Origin of the sequence: Pseudomonas sp. WC2401, from assembly GCF_041200115.1 — a bacterium.
GTDB lineage: Bacteria > Pseudomonadota > Gammaproteobacteria > Pseudomonadales > Pseudomonadaceae > Aquipseudomonas > Aquipseudomonas fragi.
In genome coordinates, this window is record NZ_CP165623.1 from 444904 (window position 1) to 464242 (window position 19339).

At 59.2% G+C, this 19339-nt stretch carries 17 protein-coding genes and 1 tRNA gene; 8 read left to right on the forward strand and 10 right to left on the reverse strand.

Annotated elements, in window-relative coordinates:
• Nucleotides 1–70: 70 nt before the first annotated feature.
• The 5 genes from AB3G35_RS01880 to AB3G35_RS01900 all read right to left on the reverse strand — a co-directional run bounded on the left by AB3G35_RS01880 (nt 71) and on the right by AB3G35_RS01900 (nt 6928).
• The gene (locus AB3G35_RS01880) at nt 71–1039 is read right to left on the reverse strand and encodes a PDR/VanB family oxidoreductase (RefSeq protein WP_169910527.1); all 969 of its coding nucleotides are present in this window, start codon (nt 1037–1039) and stop codon (nt 71–73) included.
• Between the two features lie 69 nt (nt 1040–1108).
• Nucleotides 1109–2557, reverse strand: a complete 1449-nt coding sequence (locus AB3G35_RS01885; protein WP_169910529.1) for an NAD-dependent succinate-semialdehyde dehydrogenase — start codon at nt 2555–2557, stop codon at nt 1109–1111.
• Nucleotides 2558–2615: 58 nt separating this feature from the next.
• Nucleotides 2616–3737 (reverse strand): aromatic ring-hydroxylating dioxygenase subunit alpha, encoded by a 1122-nt coding sequence (locus AB3G35_RS01890; protein ID WP_169910531.1) that lies wholly within the window; start codon nt 3735–3737, stop codon nt 2616–2618.
• Between the two features lie 174 nt (nt 3738–3911).
• Nucleotides 3912–5549 carry a BCCT family transporter gene (locus tag AB3G35_RS01895; protein ID WP_369782262.1) on the reverse strand — a complete coding sequence of 546 codons (1638 nt, stop codon included), beginning with the start codon at nt 5547–5549 and terminating at the stop codon, nt 3912–3914.
• 281 nt (nt 5550–5830) lie between these two features.
• Nucleotides 5831–6928, reverse strand: coding sequence for a tartrate dehydrogenase (locus AB3G35_RS01900; protein ID WP_169910535.1), 1098 nt, complete (start codon nt 6926–6928; stop codon nt 5831–5833).
• A 75-nt stretch (nt 6929–7003) separates the two neighbouring features.
• On the opposite strand from AB3G35_RS01900, the gene AB3G35_RS01905 reads away from it, so the two are divergent.
• Both AB3G35_RS01905 and AB3G35_RS01910 read left to right on the forward strand, forming a co-directional pair.
• Entirely contained in the window at nt 7004–7930 is a 927-nt protein-coding gene (locus AB3G35_RS01905) for a LysR substrate-binding domain-containing protein (protein WP_369782263.1), read from the forward strand.
• 61 nt (nt 7931–7991) lie between these two features.
• Nucleotides 7992–8067 (forward strand) — tRNA-Thr (locus AB3G35_RS01910).
• A gap of 99 nt (nt 8068–8166) precedes the next feature.
• On the opposite strand, the gene AB3G35_RS01915 is transcribed toward AB3G35_RS01910, so the two are convergent.
• Nucleotides 8167–8577, reverse strand: a complete 411-nt coding sequence (locus tag AB3G35_RS01915) for a type II toxin-antitoxin system HicB family antitoxin (RefSeq protein WP_016783077.1) — start codon at nt 8575–8577, stop codon at nt 8167–8169.
• Nucleotides 8574–8771: a type II toxin-antitoxin system HicA family toxin gene (locus AB3G35_RS01920; protein WP_169910537.1), complete on the reverse strand. Its 198-nt coding sequence runs from the start codon at nt 8769–8771 to the stop codon at nt 8574–8576. Before AB3G35_RS01920 ends, AB3G35_RS01915 begins: the two co-directional genes overlap by 4 nt.
• A 238-nt stretch (nt 8772–9009) precedes the next feature.
• Between AB3G35_RS01920 and AB3G35_RS01925 the strand changes: the two genes are divergently transcribed.
• The 6 genes from AB3G35_RS01925 (at nt 9010) to dsdC (ending at nt 16962) form a co-directional block, all read left to right on the forward strand.
• On the forward strand, nt 9010–9510 hold the full coding sequence (locus AB3G35_RS01925) for a sigma-70 family RNA polymerase sigma factor (RefSeq protein WP_088378485.1): 501 nt from the start codon (nt 9010–9012) through the stop codon (nt 9508–9510).
• Nucleotides 9510–10457, forward strand: coding sequence for a FecR domain-containing protein (locus AB3G35_RS01930; protein WP_016783074.1), 948 nt, complete (start codon nt 9510–9512; stop codon nt 10455–10457). The genes AB3G35_RS01925 and AB3G35_RS01930 overlap by 1 nt, the downstream gene beginning before the upstream one ends.
• Before the next feature lie 112 nt (nt 10458–10569).
• The gene (locus tag AB3G35_RS01935) at nt 10570–13008 is read left to right on the forward strand and encodes a TonB-dependent siderophore receptor (protein ID WP_369782264.1); all 2439 of its coding nucleotides are present in this window, start codon (nt 10570–10572) and stop codon (nt 13006–13008) included.
• A 186-nt stretch (nt 13009–13194) separates the two neighbouring features.
• Nucleotides 13195–14535 carry a gluconate:H+ symporter gene (locus AB3G35_RS01940; RefSeq protein WP_016783072.1) on the forward strand — a complete coding sequence of 447 codons (1341 nt, stop codon included), beginning with the start codon at nt 13195–13197 and terminating at the stop codon, nt 14533–14535.
• Between the two features lie 43 nt (nt 14536–14578).
• Nucleotides 14579–15925, forward strand: a complete 1347-nt coding sequence (gene dsdA, locus AB3G35_RS01945) for a D-serine ammonia-lyase (RefSeq protein ID WP_106115534.1) — start codon at nt 14579–14581, stop codon at nt 15923–15925.
• 83 nt (nt 15926–16008) lie between these two features.
• The gene (dsdC, locus tag AB3G35_RS01950; protein ID WP_369782265.1) at nt 16009–16962 is read left to right on the forward strand and encodes a DNA-binding transcriptional regulator DsdC; all 954 of its coding nucleotides are present in this window, start codon (nt 16009–16011) and stop codon (nt 16960–16962) included.
• A gap of 6 nt (nt 16963–16968) precedes the next feature.
• On the opposite strand, the gene AB3G35_RS01955 is transcribed toward dsdC, so the two are convergent.
• The 3 genes from AB3G35_RS01955 to AB3G35_RS01965 all read right to left on the reverse strand — a co-directional run bounded on the left by AB3G35_RS01955 (nt 16969) and on the right by AB3G35_RS01965 (nt 19131).
• A complete protein-coding gene (locus AB3G35_RS01955; RefSeq protein ID WP_016783069.1) occupies nt 16969–17274 on the reverse strand; it encodes an XRE family transcriptional regulator in 306 nt (101 codons plus the stop codon).
• Nucleotides 17267–17632 (reverse strand): type II toxin-antitoxin system RelE/ParE family toxin, encoded by a 366-nt coding sequence (locus tag AB3G35_RS01960; protein WP_016783068.1) that lies wholly within the window; start codon nt 17630–17632, stop codon nt 17267–17269. Before AB3G35_RS01960 ends, AB3G35_RS01955 begins: the two co-directional genes overlap by 8 nt.
• A 215-nt stretch (nt 17633–17847) precedes the next feature.
• Nucleotides 17848–19131 (reverse strand): OprD family porin, encoded by a 1284-nt coding sequence (locus AB3G35_RS01965; RefSeq protein WP_086799352.1) that lies wholly within the window; start codon nt 19129–19131, stop codon nt 17848–17850.
• Nucleotides 19132–19339 lie beyond the last annotated feature (208 nt).

The following is a 19339-nucleotide window of genomic DNA, read 5'->3' on the forward strand; positions in this document are numbered from 1 at the left end:
ACGCAAGGCGCAGGGCGTCGCGATTATACACACACCCCTGTCGCCCCCCGGCGCGATCACGCCAAGCGTATTACAAGTCCAGCACCAGCCGCTCGCCCCGGGCACGGGACACGCAGATCATCATGGTTTGCTGGGCGGCCTTTTCGTCATCGCTCAAATATTGATCATTGTGCGCCGCCTCGCCTTCAAGGATGCGCGTCTCGCAGGTGCCACATACGCCTTCGCGGCACAGGCATTCAACGTCGACATTGGCTTTTTCGATGGCCTTGAGAATGCTCATGCCTGCTTCGACGCGCAGCTCCTGGCCGGACTTGGCCAATACCAGCGTAAAAGCGCCGCCGGTCACGGGCGCGGCGGCGAACTGTTCCCAATGCACGCGATCATCGGCCAGGCCCAACTGCTTGCCGGTGGCGATCACCGCATCGATCAACGGTTTGGGGCCACAGACATAGACGTGCGCATCGCTGGCCAGCGCGCCCATCAGTTCGACCAGGTTCAGCGACTGCCCCAGGCTGTCGGCATACAGCCGAGTACGGTCGGCATGAGGTCCGGCGCTGAGTTCATCCTGGAACGCACCGTGCTCGGGGCTGCGGAAGGCATAGTGCAGCTGGTAGTCGGCGCCGCTGTCGCGCAGTTCATAAACCTGCGACAGGAACGGGGTAATGCCGATGCCACCAGCAATCAACACATGCCGGCCGGCCTTGGGGTCGATGGCAAACAGGTTGTTGGGCGTGGAAATCATCAGCTCGGTGCCGACTTCGACCTGCTGGTGCATGAAGGCCGAGCCGCCTTTGGATGCCTCCTCAAGGCGCACGCCAATCTGGTAACTGGCAGTCTGGCGCGGGTCGCTCATCAATGAATAGGCATTGCTGTGCTGACGGCCGTCGGCGTCTTTCATCTGCACGATGATGTGGCTGCCACCGGTGAAGTCCGGCAGCAATTTGCCGTCCTGACGTACCAGGGTGAAACGTTTGATGTGTGGCGTCACCTGCTCCACCCCGATCACACGGGCGGCAAGCATTTGATATGTGTTGGCCATCGCAAAACCTCTACTGCGCTAAAGGGCGGCACTCGCGTACCGCCTGATTCATGACCCGGTGCGGTCGGCTCAGACCGCCAGGCACAGGTATTTCAGTTGCAGGTAATCTTCGATCCCGTATTTGGAACCTTCGCGGCCCAGACCGGATTGCTTGACCCCGCCAAACGGCGCGACTTCGTTGGAAATCAGCCCGGTATTGACGCCGACCATGCCGTATTCCAGTTGCTCGGCGATGTGCCACACGTGGCCGATATCACGGCTGTAGAAGTAGGCCGCCAGGCCGTACAACGTGTCGTTGGCCAGGGCCACGACTTCAGCGTCGCTGTGGAAGCGCACCAGGGGCGCAACCGGGCCGAAGATTTCTTCGTCCAGCAGCAACATGCCTTTGCGGATATCACCCAGAACGGTGGGTTCGAAGAACTGCTCGCCCAGCGCGTGCACGCCGCCGCCCAGCAACAGGGTCGCGCCCTTGCTCACGGCGTCGTCGATCAGCAGGCGCACTTTTTCCACGGCCTTGAGGCTGATCAGCGGGCCGATTTGCGCACCGGTTTCATTGCCATGGCCGACCTTCAGCTGCGCGACTTTGGCGGCGAATTTACTGGCAAACTGGTCATAGACCGCGTCATGCACATAGAAGCGGTTGACGCACACGCAGGTTTGCCCGGCGTTGCGATATTTGGCGGCGATGGCCCCCTCAACGGCGGCCTCGATATCCGCGTCGGCGAACACGATAAACGGCGCGTTGCCGCCTAGCTCCAGCGAGACTTTCTTGATGCTCTCGGCGCACTGGCTCATCAGCAGGCGACCCACCGGGGTCGAGCCGGTAAAGCTCAGTTTGCGCACCAGCGGGTGGCCGGTCAGCTGCGCGCCAATGGCCTGGGCATCGCCCGTCACGATATTCAGCACACCGGCCGGGATGCCCGCACGCTGGGCCAGTTCCGCCAGGGCCAAGGCCGAAAACGGCGTTTCATTGGCTGGCTTGACCACGATGGTGCAACCGGCTGCCAGCGCCGGCGCGACCTTGCGGGTGATCATCGCCGCCGGGAAATTCCACGGCGTAATAGCCGCGCAGACACCGATGCCCTGCTTGATCACCAGCAGGCGCTTGTCGGTGGACGGCGATGGAATCACGTCGCCATAAATGCGCTTGCCCTCTTCGGCAAACCATTCGATAAACGATGCGGCGTAGCGAATCTCACCCACGGCTTCATGCAGCGGCTTGCCCTGCTCCAGGGTCATAAGCTGCGCCAGATCGTCTTCGTGTTGCAGGATCAGCTCGAACCAGCGGCGCAAGATCTGTGCGCGGTCCTTGGCCGTGCGCTCGCGCCAGGCGGGCAACGCGGCGTCGGCGGCTGCGATGGCGCGAATCGCTTCGCTGCCACCCATAAGCGGCACATTGCCGAGCAACTGGCCTTGGGCCGGGTTGGTGACATCTACGGTTTGCCGACTGTCGGCATTCACCCAGGCTCCATCGATAAAAGCCTGTTGGCGAAACAATTGGGGGTCGTTGAGCTGCACGCAGGACACTCCTCTTAATGGGGTAAAACGCCGCAGGCACGCTGCGGCGTGATCGGGATCAATCGTCCAGATGGGCGACGGCGATCAGGTTGTGGAAGTGCGCAATGCCGTGCTCGCTCATGCCGCTGCGGCTGCGGTCGGCCATGATCCGGCCCTGGCCGCGATAACCGCGCGATTGCAGGCCGCGCTGCACGCTCTCGACCAGACGCAGGTCTTCGGGGCGGAACACGTCGCGGTACCACTCGATCAGCGCCTGCTGCTCGGGGGTGATGTCCTTGTTGAGGAAGTAGATGTCGTAGTGCTGCATGGTCACGCCAGCGCTAACCGGGAACTCGTAGATCACGGTCATGAAGTTGCCGCCCGGTGGCGCGTTGAACATGGTGCACGGCCAGGCCCAGAAACCGCTAAAGGAAGGATCCTTGATCGATTCATCGAACTTGAAGGATTTTTCCGACGACTTGGCGTGCCCGAATTGCAGCGACCAGTTGCCGTGCAGGGTGTGCCAGTACTCGTCGACGCTCACCGAATCGGCAAAGCCGGGGTGGGCCGGGGCGCAGTGGTAACACTCCAGGTAGTTGTCGACGATGGACTTCCAGTTGGCCGGCGTATCGCTGACGAAACGGGCCGCCAGGTGCAGGTCATCCACCACCGGGCAGGCTTCGCGCAGGCGGGCTTGCAGGCCCGGCAGTTGCTCTTCCACGGTGCCGGCTTCGTTGTTCATGTTGATGTAGATGAAACCGGCGTATTCCTCGACCCGCAGGGCCACGAGGCTGGAGTTTTCCTTGTCGAAATTGACCACGTTGTCGCAGTTGCGCGCGTGGGCCAGTTCGCCATCGAGCTTGAAGGTCCAGGCGTGGTACGGACAGGTGATCACGTTTTTGGCCTTGCCGCTGCCGCTCAGCAACTGATGGCCACGGTGCGGGCATACGTTGTAGAACGCGCGCAGCACACTGTCGCGACCGCGCACGACGATGATGCTTTCGCCGATCACTTCGCGGGTGATGTAGTCGTTGCTATTGGCAACTTCGCTGCGGTGACCAACACAAATCCAGGTGTTGGCGAAGATCTTTTCCTTCTCCAGCTCGAACACGCTCTGATTGGTGTAGTAGGACGCGGGAATGGTGTGCGCTTCGTCAGCATTGGTGCAGAAGTCGGCAGGCAATTTCACGATAGTGTTCATCTGGTCTCTCTCAGGCAATTCAGAGGGCGGGGCAGGCCGCACGCCGCCCTGTTTCAGGCTGTTTTTATGTAACCAGTAAATTACAGGCAACTACTGGTTAACAAGGCACGCAAAAAAAACCGCTCAGGTCCCGGCACCGGAGTGTCGGGGCCTGCGCGTGGTTCACAACAACAATTAGCTCAGGGCTGCGGGTACCGCTTTTGCCTCGACCTTGAGCGAGGGGCTTTGGGCTGCGACTTCAAACGCCGCCACATAATCGAGGTCGTTACCGCGGGATACGGCTTCCTCCTCGATCAGGTAAGCCGGCATGGCGCTGTAGTCCTCGAACATCCATTTGAGGAAGCCGTAGATCTTGGTCAGCAGGATCACCATGAACGGAATGGCAGTCAGCACCACGGCGGTTTTCATGGTCGACAGCGAGACCTTGGCAAACAGCATGGCCAGCGGCACCAGGGTCAGGGCGATGCACCAGAACAACCGGTGAGTCGGCGACGGGTCCTGGCCTTCCTGCATGTTGCGGGTACTGGTGGCGGCCACGGCGTAGGCCGCTGCGTCCATGTGCGAGGCACAGAACACCGCCATGATGAACAGGTAAACGCCCAGGAAAATCTGGCCGAACGGCAGCGCACTGAGCAGCATCTCCACCGCCGTTTCACCGCCCTGCTCCGTCAGGATGCGCGGCACATCAATGGCCCCGCTCATGAACTGGTGCATGCTGTAGCTTTCCAGCGTGCCGAAGAAGAACCAGCAGCCAAAACTGCCGCCCATCAACATCGCGGCGACCACTTCTTTCATCTTGCGGCCCTTGGACACACGGGTCACAAACATGGCCACGCCCGGTGCGTAGGAAACCCACCACAGCCAGTAGAAAACCGTCCAGTTGCGGGTGAAGGCACCATCACCTTGCGGGTCGGTAAACAGGCTCATGTGTACGTAGTTCTGCATCATCAGGCCAATGGAGTTGGCGGTGTTGTTGATGATGAATTGCGTGGGGCCAACCAGCAGCACCACGCCGGCAAACACCAGCGCACCGATACACACCATCTTCGACAGACGCTGCATGCCACTGGCAATACCGATATAGGAACTGAGCGAGAACACCACCGCCACCACACCGATCACCATCAATTGGGTGGTAAAGGTATCCGGCATGCCGGTCAGCGCCGACAGGCCGCGGGTCAGGGTGGAAGCGGTGAGCACCAGGGATACGGTCAGGGCGCCAAACATGGTCAGCAAAAACACCAGGTCGACGATCCGCCCTACTGGCCCCTGGGCCTTGAAACCGGTGACGGCTTCGATGACCGAAGACAGGCTCAGGCCGCTCTTTTTGCGCACATGGAAGTGATACGCCATCGCCAGAGACGACAAGGCGTACAACGACCAGGCACTGATCCCCCAATGGAAGAACGAATAACTGACGCTGTAATCCAGCGCTTCTCGCGAGCCTGCGGCAATGTTCAGCCCGGGCGTCTGGTAGTAATACGCCCACTCCATCACACCCCAGTACAGGGTCGACGAGCCCATGCCCGCGCAGATAAACATGAACACCCAGGTAACCGTCGGGTATTCGGCTTTGCCGTTACCCAGGCGGATGTTGCCGTACTTGCTGAACGCGATATACAGCACCACCAGGGCGCAGCAAAACACGAACACCTGCACCGAAGTGCCAAAGGTACGGGAGGCCAACTCGAACAGCATGTTGGCGGTGGTCTCGGCTTGTTGCGGAAAGAAGGCAAGGCCTGCAACGGTGGCCAGTACAGCAATCAGGCTAGTTGATATCAAAAAGACATCTTTTTTATTGTTATTGGACATTTAAGTCTCCAGAGAGAGAGTTTTTTCTCTTACTGCACGGTTCTACGTCAGCACTTACCGCTGTTAAGGACTCCTTTCACGCCGTTGAATCCGACCGTTAACTGCTAGTTAACGCATACCTTTCGGTTAACAATATGCCCTGAGATTTGGCCTTTTGCAACTGGATCCGCAGGAATTTTCGCCATACCCCACTCATCTTTGAACACGCCAAAAAGCCCGCCAAACCCCCGGTTTTCGGGAGGTTTGGCGGGCTTGCAAGTGTCTGTTCCGCGGCTTTTGCCTTACGCGGCCGGAACGTTACGCAGTGCAGCGGCGATCGCTTTTCCGACGTCCTGAGTCGATGCCGTGCCACCCAGATCCGGTGTTTTCGGACCACTGGCAATCACATTTTCGATGGCACGCAAGATCCCGTCATGGGCGGCCTGATAACGCTCATCACCCTTGCCCAAAAATTCCAGCATCAGCGCACCCGACCACACCATCGCGATCGGGTTGGCGATGTTTTGCCCGTAAATATCCGGTGCCGAACCGTGTACCGGTTCAAACAGTGACGGGAAGTTGCGTTCCGGGTTGAGGTTGGCCGATGGCGCAATGCCGATGGTGCCCGCACAGGCCGGGCCGAGGTCGGAGAGAATGTCGCCGAACAGGTTGGAGGCCACTACCACATCAAAACGGTTGGGCTGCAGGACGAAACGGGCGCACAGAATGTCGATGTGCTGCTTGTCCCAACTGACCTGTGGATAGTTGGCCGCCATCGCTTCAGTGCGCTCGTCCCAATACGGCATGCTGATGGAAATGCCGTTGGACTTGGTGGCCGAAGTGACGTGCTTGCGTGGTCGCTCCTTGGCCACTTCAAAGGCGTACTTGAGAATCCGGTCTACGCCGCGTCGGGTAAATACGGATTCTTGCAGGACCAATTCGTTTTCGGTGCCTTCAAACATCCGCCCGCCTACCGAGGAATATTCACCTTCGGTGTTTTCACGGATCACCACAAAGTCGATATCGCCGGGCTCACGCCCCGCCAGCGGGCATGGCACGCCAGGGAACAGGCGCACCGGGCGAATGTTCACATATTGATCGAAGTCGCGACGGAACTTGAGCAACGAACCCCACAGCGAGATGTGATCCGGCACCTTGTCGGGCCAGCCCACGGCACCGAAGTAGATGGCGTCGAAGCCCTTGAGCTGCTCGAACCAGTTGTCCGGCATCATCTGCCCGTGACGCTCGTAGTAATCGCAACTGGCCCACTCGATGATCTCGATCGACAGGTCCAGGTTCCACTTTTTGGCCGCCGCTTCCACAACGCGCAGGCCTTCCGGCAGTACTTCGTTACCAATACCGTCACCGGCGATGGCGGCAATTCTGAATGTCTTGCTCATGGGGCGAACTCTTGATGAGGAGAAGTGGGCCCATGATATAAAGCGCCAATACAAAGATAATCAGGCGAACTGATGATGGATAAGACACGATTCGTGAACAATCTGCCGAATCTCGACGACCTGCGCGTGTTCGTGGTCGTGGCCCGGCGCTCCAGTTTTGCCGCAGCGGCCAGCGAGCTGGGGGTGTCCCCGGCGTATGTCAGCAAACGCATCCAACTGCTGGAGCAAAGCATTGGCGTGCGCCTGCTGCACCGCACCACCCGTCGCGTGGCCGTCACCGATGATGGCGAACGTGTCTACCACTGGGCCTTGCATATCTTTGATGCCGTGGAGCAAATGAGCGACGAAGTGTCGGCGCTGCATCAGGAGCCCCGGGGGCAGTTGCATGTCGTCAGCAGTTTCGGATTAGGCCGTCGCCATGTTGGCCCCGCGCTATCAGAACTGTCGCACCGCTACCCAGCGCTGGACATCCGCTTCGACATGTTCGACCGCCTGGTGGACTTGATCGAAGAAGGCTACGACCTGGATATCCGCATCGGCGACCACATTGCGCCCAACCTGATTGCCAAACTGCTGGCCAACAACGCCCGCGTGCTCTGCGCCAGCCCGGAGTACCTGCAACGCCACGGCGAGCCGCGCACCCTGGCGGAACTGGCGGGCCACGAATGCCTGGTGATCAAGGAGCGCGACCACCCGTTCGGGCTGTGGCGCCTGCAAGGGCCGCAGGGCGAAGAAAGCGTGAAAGTTACCGGCGCGCTGTCGGCCAACCGCGGCGAAGTGGTGCACCAATGGGGGATCGACGGACGTGGCATCCTGCTGCGCTCGCAGTGGGACGTGCGCGAAAGCCTGGAAAACGGCAAGTTGGTACATATCCTTCAGGACTATCGCCAGCAGGCCAATATCTGGGCGGTCTACGCAGCGCCACTGGCCAATTCGGCCAAAGTCCGGGTCACGGTCGAGCACTTGCGCCAGTACTTCGACGAGCGCCGGTCAGAAACGTGAAAATAGTCTGTTATCAGGGGTTTACAAGCTCAAACATCCGGGTATACTCGTCGCCCATAACGCCGGTATAGCTCAGTTGGTAGAGCAACTGACTTGTAATCAGTAGGTCCCGAGTTCGACTCTTGGTGCCGGCACCATACGCAATACCGAAAGAGGCTCACCGCAAGGTGGGCCTTTTTTGTTTTCGGGGTTTGGAGAAGACTGAAGAGCACCACATGGTGACGCTCTTGAACCGATCAAAAGTTCTGAACGCTCAGCTCGCGCAATGCCGCTGTTGCCAGAAACCCTGAACGGGACGCATAGCGGTGGTCCCTGCTGACTCGTTCATCGATGCGCTGCAACAGATTCTCTGGCAAAGACGCGTTGAACCGAACCGACTTGCCGAGATAAGGCGTCAAATCGAAGTCAACGATTGCCCATATCCCGCCGACATAATCCGGGTTCTCCAAGTGGGCATCCACGTCCTTGCCCTGCGGTAGCTCACCGCCGTCCGCAACAATACCTTCCAGATGCAAAGCCAATGCTTCCTGCACGTTATCCAGCGCTTGCGAAAAGGTGGCCCCTGCAGAAAAACAGCCCGGCACATCAGGCACCGTTACGCTGAATTCAGAATCTGCGTCTTTATGTATTACCACTGGAAATTTCATGACCGTAACTCTCCTTTGAGACCTGCGGATTTGAGAATGTTGTGCAGCGTCCCTTTGGCAATTTCTGTCCTGGGATGCGGAACCGTTACCCGACCCGCTTTGGCTGGGTGCTTGAACTGATGGTGACTTCCTTTAACCGCGATCTCAAACCACCCATCCGCCATCAGCAACTCGATAAGTTCACGACTTCGCATTTGATCACCACGTATTGTTGTGTACGTTACACACCACTAAAGAGTGGTGCAACCATCAAATACACACACTACACACGAAAAAACGCGATCGACTTGAAGTTGTGTTACACGCTGTGCTTTCGAAAGAATCTATCTCCAGCAATGCTGCCCCGCCCCCTCCCAATAAAACCCCCTTGCATAAACACTCTGCCATCACAATAATGCGAACAATTACCAATTACATTTTGGTCGCATCCTTATGTCGGCGCTCGATCATTCAGTTCTTCAGCGGCTCTACAGTGAGCACAACGGTTGGCTAAAGGGCTGGTTGCGCGTGCGCCTGGGCAATACGGCGGATGCATGCGACCTGGCCCAGGACACGTTCCTGCGGGTGATGACCGCACGCCATGACGCCCCCATCCGCGAGCCACGCGGGTATCTGAGCGCCATCGCCCGTTCGCTGTTGATCGACAAGGTGCGCCGCCGCACCATCGAGCAGGCTTATCTGCAGGCATTGGCCCTCAAGCCCGAGCCTGTGGATATTTCCCCCGAAGTCCGCCTGTCGATTATCGAAACCCTGGTTTCCATCGACAGCCTGCTCGATGAGCTGGGGCCCCGCACACGGGATATTTTCCTGGCCGTGCAGCTTGAAGGCTTGACCTATGTGGCCGCCGCTGAGCGCTTTGAGGTGTCGGTCACCACGGTCAAGAATCATTTGATTCGCGCCATGACCCGCTGCCTGTTGCTGGTCGACAGTTGATGCCCACCGCCCTGGACTTCAAGACCCTTGAAGCCGCTGCCACCTGGTATGTACAGCTTAACGACGGCAGCGCCGACGAGGCACGCACCCGCGCCTGGCAAACGTGGCTCAAAGCCAGCCCACAACACGCCGCAGCCTGGGCCCGGGTCGAAAAGTTGCAACGCCAATGGGCGATGATCGCGCCAAAAGCAGCCCTCAGCAGCCTGGATGCCGCCAGGGCCCAGCGCCGAGACGTGCTGAAAATACTCGGCATGCTGCTGGCCGTTGGCAGCGGGACATGGCTGGCTGCCGGGCAGGTGCCCTATCGCTCGATGCTTGCCGAACACCGCACCGGTTTCCGTGAGCGGCGCTCGCTGCGCCTTGACGATGGCTCGCAGCTGGAGCTGAACACCGACACGGCGCTGGATATCCACTTCGACGCAAAACAGCGGCTGATCCGCCTGCACCGTGGCGAAATTCTGGTGCAGACCGCCAGGGACCCAGGCCAGCGGCCCTTTATCGTCCACACCGAAGACGGCAGCGTGCGCGCCCTCGGCACCCGCTTCAGCGTCCGGCAGTTGCCCGGGCAAACGCGGGTCGGCGTGGAGCAATCGGCCGTCGAGATTCGTCCATACGGGCACATCGACCAGTGCCTGCGCCTGGAGGCCGGGCAACAAGTGACGTTCGACAGCGATGACATTGGCGTGGTCGAGCGTTTGCCCCTTGCCTCCACGGCCTGGGTAAAAGGCATGTTGAGCGTGGACGACTGGCGCCTGGGCGATTTTGTCGAGGCACTGGGCCGCTATCGCCCGGGGGTTCTGCGCTGCGCGACAGCGGTGGCGGACTTGCGCATCTCCGGGGCTTTTCGTATCGATGACACTGAAACAATCCTGGAAAACCTGAGCAAAACCCTACCAGTGAAGGTGCGTTTTCTGACCCGCTACTGGGCCAGCATCGAGCCGGCCTGAGTGCAGGGGCAAATGCTTTGGCCTTTAACCTTGCTGATTTCGATTCTCATCCGTCAATGACATAAGTCGCGATCACAGCGAATTTCTGCCATGACAACGCAAGGATCACCCAATGCCCCCGCTTCGCCGCATTGCCACCACTCAATTAACCCGCGCTGTGCGCCTGGCGGTATTGGGCGCGTCCCTCGCCAGCCTCTACGGTTTTGCCCTGATGCCCACCGAGGCGTCGGCGCAAAGCCAGACGGTGTATCGCATTGGCGCAGGTCCTCTAGGCAGCGCCCTCACCCAGTTCGGCGTGCAAGCGGGGGTTACCATTTCGTTCGACACTGAACAGGCCCGCAATCTAACTACCGCCGGGCTCGAAGGTTCATACAGCATCGAGGAAGGCCTGGACCGCCTGCTCGCCAACAGCGGCTTGCAAGCTGAGCGCCAGAGCAATGGCGGTTATGTACTGGTCGCCAGCGGCACTGCAGATGCTCTGGAGCTGGGGGCCACACAAGTGAACACCAACCAGCTGGGCACCGTCACCGAAGGTACCGGTTCCTACACCCCGGGCGCCATTGCCACCGCGACCCGCCTGGTGCTCACACCCCGCGAAACACCCCAATCGATCAGCGTGGTCACCCGCCAGCACATGGATGACTTCGCCCTCGACAATGTCGACGACGTGATGCGCCATACGCCCGGCATCACCGTCTCGGCCTATGACACCGACCGCACCAACTACTACTCGCGCGGTTTCTCGATCAACAACTTCCAGTACGACGGCATTCCTTCTGCCGTGCGTAACGTTGCCTATTCGGCGGGCAACACCCTGAGCGACATGGCGATCTATGACCGCATCGAGGTACTCAAGGGCGCCTCGGGCCTGCTCAGCGGCGCAGGCTCCCTGGGCGGCACCATCAACCTGGTGCGCAAGAAGCCCACCAGCGATTTTCACGGCCATATCACCACAGGCGCGGGCTCGTGGGACAGCTATCGCACTGAAGTGGACGTCAGCGGCCCGCTGACCGAAAGCGGCAATGTGCGCGGCCGTGCAGTAGCGGCCTATCAGGACAGGCAGTCGTATATCGACCGCTATTCCAACCAGACCTCGGTGTTCTACGGCATCCTCGAAGTCGACCTCACGCCCGACACCCTGCTCACCGTGGGCGCCGATTATCAGGACAACAAACCCCAGGGCTCGACCTGGTCGGGAAGCTTCCCGCTGTACAACTACGCGGGCGAGATCAACAGCGCCAAACGCTCGTTCAGCAACGCCACCGACTGGAGCAGCTGGCAGCAATACACCCGCACCGTCTTTGCCACCCTTGAACAGGACCTGGGCAGCGGCTGGGTGGCCAAGCTGCAACTGGATCACAAGCTCAATGGCTACGATGCCCAGCTGGGTGCCATCCAGTTCAACCAGCCGGCGGCCGACGGCACTGCCAAAATCAACGCTCAGCGCTACAAGGGCGATACCACCAGCGACGCGGCCGACCTGTATGTCAGCGGCCCTTACGAATTCCTCGGCCGTGAGCATGACCTGGTCCTGGGCGGCTCGATCAGCACCGCCAACTGGAAAGGCAAAGGCTACTGGGACGTGACCTTCGCCCAACCCAACCTGGTCGATTACTTCAACTGGGACGGGCATCTGGCCAAGCCCGACTGGGGCAATGCATCACAAATCAACGACGACACCGTGCGCCAGACCGGCATGTACGCCACGACCCGCCTGAATGTCACTGATGATTTGAAAGTGTTTCTGGGTGGCCGGGTGGTCGACTACACCCTGACCGGCACCACCAATACCTATCGTGAATCGGGGCGCCTGATTCCCTACGCCGGCATCACCTATGACCTGACCGACTACCTCACTGCCTACGCCAGCTACACCGACGTGTTTATGCCGCAGGAGTTCTACAACCTCGACCGCAACAGCAAGCTGATTGACCCGGACGAGGGCGAAAACTATGAAATCGGCCTCAAGAGCGAATTTTTCGATGGCCGCCTGAACGCCAGCCTGGCGTACTTCGAGGTCAAGGAAAGCAACCGGCCCATCCCCGACGACGCCTGGAACAACCTGCAACCCACCCCGCCCAACTATGCCTTCAAGGGCACCGCCGCGAAAACCAAGGGCTACGAGCTGGAAATTTCCGGTGAGCTGAGCCCGGGCTGGAGCCTGCAGGCGGGGTACACGCACAAGGTGGTGCGCGATGATACCGGCAAGAAAATCTCGACCTTCGAGCCCGAAGATCAACTGAGCTTCTACACCATCTACAAACTCAAGGGCGATCTGAACAAAGTCTCGGTGGGCGGTGGCGCACGCTGGCAGAGCACGTCCTGGCAGGAGATGTACAACAGCCCCAAGGACCGGTACGAAGACTTCTCGCAAAAACCCTACTGGGTGGTGGACTTGATGACCCGTTACCAGTTCACGGAAAACCTGTCGACCACGCTCAACGTCAACAACGTGTTCGACAAGTACTACTACACCAACATCGGCTTCTATAACTCGGCGATTTACGGCGAGCCGCGCAACTTTATGCTGACCACCCGCTGGGATTTCTGACCGCAGCCGCTATTGCGGGAGCGAGCCTGCTCGTTCCCGCAAATCCCCCGACAGATGACCTCACATCATCTGTACCGTGAAAAACCATCCTTTGTCAGCCCTCGCAGATGTGACCTCTAATTACCGGAAGCAAAGTGACGTCGATCACTTATTTCAACAATAAAAGCGCCTCCCGGAGCACTCTCCATGCACAGCGGTCCCACTCTATTGTTGGTGTTGTTTTGCGCCATCGCCCTGATCGTTTTTCTTATCGTCAAAGTCCGCGTTCATGCCTTTCTGGCCCTGACCGCAGCGAGCTTTGTGGTGGGGATCGGGTCGGGCATGCCACTGATAAAAATTGCTTCGTCGTATGAAGCCGGTGTTGGCGGAACCCTCGGGTTTCTGGCCACGATCATTGGCCTGGGCGGGATTCTGGGCAAGATGCTGGAGGAGTCCGGCGGCGCGGAGCGCATCGCACAGGCGCTGTTGCGCGCCCTGGGCAAGGAACGGGCCTCGTGGGCCATGATGCTGGTCGGCTTTATTGCCGGCATCCCGGTGTTTTTCGAAGTGGGCTTCGTGCTGCTGATTCCGCTGATCTATGTGGTCGCCAAAGAAACCAAAATCAATCTGCTGTACCTGGGCGTACCGCTGGCCGTGTCACTGATGGCCGTGCATTGCATGCTGCCGCCACACCCTGCCGCGATGGCGATCACCGGGATGCTGGGCGCCGATGTCGGCAAAGTGATCATGTATGGCCTGATTGTCGCGCTGCCGACCGCCATGATTGCCGGGCCGCTGTGGGTCAAGCTGGTGTGCAAGCCCGAGGCACCGGCCACTCAGGAAGCGTTTTTGAACGAGCACTGTGAAGACAGCCAAAGCCGTGACTTGCCGGGCCTTGGCATCACCCTGCTGACCATCGCCCTGCCGTTGCTGTTGATGGTCGGTAAAAGTTTCGCTGCTGGCCTGCCCCATGATTCCACGGCATTCAGCGTGATTTCGTTTCTGGGCACGCCCCTGATCGCCCTGTCGATTGCCGTGGTGTTTGCCTACTGGGCGCTGGGTTTGCGCCGCGGCCTGTCGATGGCCGACTTGCTCGCCTACACGCAAAAGAGTTTTCCGCCACTGGCCGGCATCCTGTTGATTATCGGCGCCGGTGGCGCATTCAACGGCATCCTGATCGACAGCGGCGTGGGCAATGCGCTGTCCGCCTCGTTGACCCAACTGAACATGAACCCCATCGTGCTGGCATGGCTGGTGGCCGGTTTGATGCACTTCGCCGTCGGCTCGGCAACGGTGGCAATGATCAGCGCCGCAGGTATGGTGTTACCCATGCTGGGCGCGCACCCAACGGTGAGCAAAGAAATCATCTGCATTGCCATCGGTGCCGGGGCAATGGGCTGGACACACGTTACGGATTCGGCCTTCTGGGTGGTCAAGGAGTACCTGGGCGTGTCACTGACCGACGCCTTGAAAACCTTCACCACGGCCACCGTACTGGCGTCGACGATCGCTCTGGGCCTGACCCTGCTGCTGTCGCGCTTTGTTTGATTGAACCGGTATTTTCCGCCTTAACGTTTAAAGGGACCCCGTCATGATTTTGGGCAGAACACTTGAAAGCTGGTGCGCCAGTTACCCGCTGATTCGCGAGCTGGTCGCACTGCAAGAGACCACCTGGTTCAACCCTGGCGTGGCACCGGTCGCGCAGGCGCTGGGCGATGTAGGGCTGAGCGCTGCCGACGTCGCCGATGCCAGCGCCCGCCTGGCGCGCTTTGCCTCTTTTCTTGAGCGTGCCTTCCCGGAAACCGCAGGCAGTGGCGGCATTATCGAGTCGGACATTGTCCCGCTCACCCACCTGCAGCCCTTGCTCGCCGAGCGCTACAGCCAGCCGTTGACCGGCGCACTGTGGCTCAAGCGCGATAGCCATCTGCCGATTTCGGGTTCGATCAAGGCGCGTGGCGGTATTTATGAAGTGCTCAAGCATGCCGAAGACCTGGCCCTGGCCGGTGGCCTGCTGACCCTCGATGACGACTACGCGCTGCTGCACAGCGACAAGGCGCGGGCCTTTTTTGGCCAGTACAAGATCGCCGTGGGCTCCACCGGCAACCTTGGCATGTCGATCGGCATCATGGGCGCCGCGCTGGGCTTTGATGTCACCGTGCATATGTCGGCGGACGCCCGGCAATGGAAGAAAGACAAACTGCGCTCCCACGGTGTCACCGTGGTCGAGTACGAAAGTGACTACAGCGTGGCCGTGGCCCAGGGTCGCCAGCAGGCAGAGTCCGACCCGGCCTGTCATTTTGTCGACGATGAAAACTCGGTCAATCTGTTCCTCGGTTACGCCGTGGCCGGCGAGCGTTTGAAGCAACAACTGGCCGCAGCGCAAATCAGCGTGGATACGCAACATCCGCTGTTTGTATACCTGCCCTGCGGTGTGGGTGGCGCGCCCGGCGGCGTGGCTTTCGGCCTCAAGCTGGCCTTCGGTGACGCGGTGCACTGCATCTTCGCCGAACCCACTCATTCACCGTGCATGATGCTGGGTGTGTACACCGGGCTGCATGATGAGGTCAGCGTGCAGGATTTCGGCATCGATAATGTCACGGCAGCAGACGGTCTGGCGGTCGGCCGTGCATCGGGTTTTGTCGGCAAGGCCATGCAGCGTCTGCTCGACGGTTTCTACACCGTCAGCGACGAAGAAATGTACAGCCTGCTGGCCCTGATGGAACGCAGCGAAGGCCTGCGCCTTGAGCCTTCGGCACTGGCAGGTGTACCCGGGATTGCCCGGGTGCAGGGCGAGCAGCAAGGCTACCTGGCGCGCGCCGGGCTGGACTCGCAAGCGATGCAAAATGCCACCCATCTGGTTTGGGCAACGGGGGGCAATATGGTGCCTGCCGACGAGATGGATGCCTACCTGGCCAAGGGCCGTGAATTGCTGGACTGATTCAGGCGCTACCGGGATGTGGCAAGATGCAGCCATTGCCACATCCCGCCAGACGTCAGCCTTGGGCTTGAGGGAAAACCGTCGTGCTCAACCTTCCTCCGCGAATCAGCTCCAGGCTCAACAGCAGCCAGTTCGCCAACCTTCACACCTTTCTGGTGGCCGCCCGCCATCTGAGTTTTGCCCGAGCGGCGCAGGAACTGTGCCTGACCGCCAGCGCCGTCAGCCATCGCATCAGTCGGCTTGAAACCGCGTTGAACATGAAACTGTTCCAGCGCCTTACCCGCCAGGTCAGCCTGACTGACGAAGGCGAGCGAATTTTCGAGATTTTGCAGAGTGCGATGGGGGAGTTGTCCGAAGCGCTTGAACGCTCGTCACAGGCGGAAATTGCCGGTTCAATAGCCCTCTACGCCAGGCCGTCGGTGGCCCAATGCTGGCTGGTACCGCGGCTGGCGGACTTTATCGAGCGCTACCCGCTGGTATCACTGGACCTGCGGGTGGGCAATGACAATGTCGACTTTCGCACACGCAAAATAGATTTGGCCCTGTACTACGCCAACGGCGAATTCCCCGGCCTGACCAGCCATCGATTGATGCGCGAACAAATGGCGCCGGTGTGCAGCCCGGAATATGCGCAGCGTCACCGTCTGTATGAGAACCCGCAAAACCTGAGCCACTGCACCACCCTGCACGACTCCCTGGCCTGGGACCATGCCGCCTATGACGCCGAGTGGACCTTGTGGGCCGAACAGCACCACCTGCTCGCGGCACTGCCCAAGCGCACCCTGACCTTCGACCGTTCGGACCTCTGTGTCACGGCAGCGATGAGCCACGCAGGCATCGCCATCGGCCGTCAGCAACTGGTGCAAAAACGGATTGATCGCGGCGAACTGGTGCTGCCTTTTGGCGGTTTCAGCCAGTGTGGCCACTACGATTACTATCTCGTGCACCCGCCGCTCAGCGTAGTACCCAAGCGCTTGCAGGTGTTTATAAGCTGGTTGCACGAGTGTGCCGGGGAAGGATCTGCAGAGTTTACGTAATCACTTCTACTCAGCAAAGTTTTCGATTTTGATCTGACCATCCGGAAAGGTCGCGATAATTTCCAGTTCCCCGCCCATCGCCTGGATGTAATTGCGCAGCGTACTGATATACATGTCCGTACGCCGCTCCATTTTAGAAACGGCTGCCTGGTTGATATTCAGTGCTTTGGCCAGCGTTTCCTGACTGAGCGCCTGGGCTTTGCGCAGCTCATGCAATGGCATTTCTTGTAAATGCTGGACGTACAAAGCCTGGGCTTGCGCCCGCGCCTCTGGGCTCATGCGCGCTTCAAGCCCGGAAAATTTTTTAGCCATTATTCTGGCCCTCTTCAATCAGTGTTTGTAAATGAACGTCGTAAAGCCTTTGTGCAACAGGGACGTTCTCTTCATACCACCGGTCATGGCCGGTCTTGTCACCGCCAATCAACAGCAAGGCGCAGCGACGCGGGTCAAAGGCATAAAGCACCCTATAAGGGCGGCCCGCATGCTGTACACGCAGCTCTCGAAGGTTGCCATGCCGCGAACCCTTGATATCGCTGCAATGGGGGAAGCGCAGGGCCGGCCCGAGCAGCTCTAGCAATTTGACACTGGCCGCCACGCTGACCTGTTCCTTTTCACTGAGCCTTTCCCACCAGTGGCCAAATTCGTCGGTGTACTCAACGTTCCATGTCATGCTCAAAATATGCCACCCAAGGAATATAATCTCAAGGGAATAATCTTAAGCACTTCAGCTAATGGCCAACTAGTTCTAGGCCCAGCTCAAGTGTGAGTGATGGTTTCATCCGGATACGTCCCTTGCGCCGCGGTTAATCGCGGCCAAAAAAAACGCCCCGAACCAGTCGGGGCGTTTTTGTTCAGATGTCCAGCCTGTTTAGCAGGCGGGTAGCATCAGAAAATGCTGATCGGGTAATCAACAAATACGCGAACTTCGTTGCCGCCCACGTTGTAGTCGCTGGCGTTGTTGGATACGCGCAACCACGAGCCACGCAGACGCACGCTCAGGTCCTTGACGGGGCCGCTTTGTACGACGTACTTGGCCTGGTTGAAGATTTCGCGCTCGGTACCACGGCCACGGTCGGAACCGTCGTCGATGTTGGTACCGCGAACGTAGGCGATGTTGTAGGTCAGGCCCGGAATGCCAACGGCACCGAAGTCGAAGCCATAACCCAACTGCCACGAACGTTCGTCCTTGGCGTTGAAGTCGGACCAGTAGGAGTTGGCCAGCAGGATGGTGTTGCCGCCATCGCCCACGCCGCCTGCGTTGCGGTAGCCGCCGTACGGGTAGCCGATTTCGCCGGTGCTGCTCTGGTACGCCAGGGTCACGGTGTGTGCGCCAAAGGCGTAGGTGCTTGCCAGGCTCCAGATCTTGTTGTCCTGGCCATCCACCTTCAGTACGTCACGGGCGTAGTCTTCTTTGACATGGGTACGGTAGCCGTTGAAGTCAAACGTCAGGGACTGTTTGTCTTGCAGCGGGATCGCGTAGGTCACGCCCACATACTGCTTGTTCAGCTCGTCTTCCATCTCGGAGCCGTACAGGGACGCCGACAGGTTGTCGGTGAACTTGTAGCTGCCGCCGAACACGTTGATGCTCTTCAGGTCGCCGCTGTCGCGTGCTTCAGCACTTTTACGCGACTCTGCGGTGAAGCGACCGACGTTGATTTCCAGGCCGTTTATTTCCTTGGAGGTCAACAGGGTACCGGTGAAGCTTTCTGGCATCAGACGCGAGTTGTCATACATCAGCACCGGCAGCGCCGGCATTTGGTCGCCGTACTTGAGCACCGTGTTGGAGAAACGCACTTTCACCGCAGCGCCAGCCTTGGCGATGTCGTCAGCCGCTTTACCGCTGGCGCCCTGCTTGAAGAAGTCGATACCGCCCGCGCCGCTTTTGCCACGGCCGCCATCCAGACGCAGTGCGTAGATGCCAAAAGCATCCACACCCACGCCCACGGTGCCCTGGGTGAAGCCCGAGGTGAAGGTACCGAGGAAACCCTGGCCCCATTCGGCTTTGTCTTGTTTGTGGTCTTTGTAGTCACGGCTGATGTAGGCGTTGCGCGCCAGTACATTGAGGTGGCTGTCTTCTACAAAACCTTTTGCGTCAGCTTGATCGTTAGCCATTGCCTGGGTAGCACTCAGTACGCCCAGAGCGAGAAGACCTATCCGTTTGTTCAACATATTATTTTCCTTATTTCTGAATAGAAGCGCGCTGTGGGATTCAAGCTGAAACATTGAGTGGTGGTTGCTTCACATAAACAAAAAAGACCCGCACGAAGACTGTGCAGGTCTTTCGAAAAGTTGGTGTATGGCTTATCGCCACAGGCGTTGGCAGGGATCCTAGCCGCCGTGAAGGCGAGGTGTCAATTTCGTGAAAAATTTGTTAATT